The sequence below is a fragment of the Mesorhizobium sp. M7A.F.Ca.CA.003.01.2.1 genome, from assembly GCF_003998945.1.
Classification (GTDB): Bacteria; Pseudomonadota; Alphaproteobacteria; order Rhizobiales; family Rhizobiaceae; genus Mesorhizobium; species Mesorhizobium ciceri.
The window spans coordinates 1-1,071 of record NZ_RZRA01001342.1 but is presented as its reverse complement, the minus strand read 5'-3'; the positions used below and the strand labels follow the sequence as shown (position 1 = coordinate 1,071).

The following is a 1,071-nucleotide window of genomic DNA, read 5'->3' as shown; positions in this document are numbered from 1 at the left end:
GCCTATATCCGTGTCACCAACAACGCGGAGAGACTTCGATGACAAATCAAACCAGAACCGCGATCGTGACCGGCGCCTCCAAAGGCATCGGCGCCGCCATCGCACAGCGGCTCGCCCGTGACGGCGTCGCCGTTGTCGTCAACTATGCACGGGGCCGTGCGGAGGCCGAAGAACTGGTCCGCGCGATCGAGACCGGCGGCGGCAGGGCGATCGCCGTGCAGGCCGATATCGCCAATCCGAACGGCATCGCCGTGCTGTTCGACGCCGGCGAGAAGGCGTTCGGCGGCATCGACATCCTCGTCAACAATGCCGGCATCATGAAGATTTCGCCGATCGCGCAGACCGACGATGCTTCGTTCGACACCCAGATCGCGATCAATCTCGGCGGCGTGTTTCGCGGCATGCGGGAAGGTGCGCGCCGGCTTCGCGACGGCGGCCGCATGATCAATTTTTCCAGCAGCGTCGTCGGTCTCTATCAGTCGGGCTACGGCGTTTACGCCGCCACAAAGGCGGGTGTCGAGGCGATGACCCACATCCTGGCCAAGGAGCTTGGCGCGCGCCGTGTCACCGTCAACGCGGTGGCGCCCGGACCGATCGAGACCGCGCTGTTCACGGACGGCAAGAGCGAGGCGCAGATCGAGGCCATCGGCAAGATGATCCCGCTCGGCCGGCTCGGCCAGCCCGACGACATTGCCGGGCTGGTCTCGTTCCTGGCCGGTCCGGACAGCTTCTGGGTCAACGGGCAAATCATCCGCGCCAATGGCGGCGTGGTCTGAGGCGGCAACCAGGCCGGCTTGGCTCTCCTGACTGCCTGACTTCCACACTCGAAAAGCTAAGGAAACATCATGCCATTCGCCAACATCAAGCTACCGCAAGCGGCCCTCTCCAAAGCGCAGAAGGAAGACCTCATCCATCGAACGACCGCGATGTTCGTGGACTTTTTCGGTGAGGGCGTGCGCCCCTACACGATGGTGCTGGTCGAGGAGGTCGCCGACGGAGGCTATGGCCGGGCCGACGAAGTGTTCGTCGTGCCGGAAGTTTTTCGCGCGAAGGAGTAGTGCAGGGCTAGAC

At 64.0% G+C, this 1,071-nt stretch carries 2 protein-coding genes; both read left to right on the top strand.

Annotation, left to right across the window (positions count from 1 at the left end):
* The first annotated feature begins 38 nt into the window (after positions 1-38).
* Positions 39-776 carry an SDR family oxidoreductase gene (locus EN969_RS32530; protein ID WP_024501705.1) on the top strand — a complete coding sequence of 246 codons (738 nt, stop codon included), beginning with the start codon at positions 39-41 and terminating at the stop codon, positions 774-776.
* Between the two features lie 69 nt (positions 777-845).
* Positions 846-1,058, top strand: a complete 213-nt coding sequence (locus EN969_RS32525; RefSeq protein ID WP_013530653.1) for a 4-oxalocrotonate tautomerase family protein — start codon at positions 846-848, stop codon at positions 1,056-1,058.
* Positions 1,059-1,071: the final 13 nt, after the last annotated feature.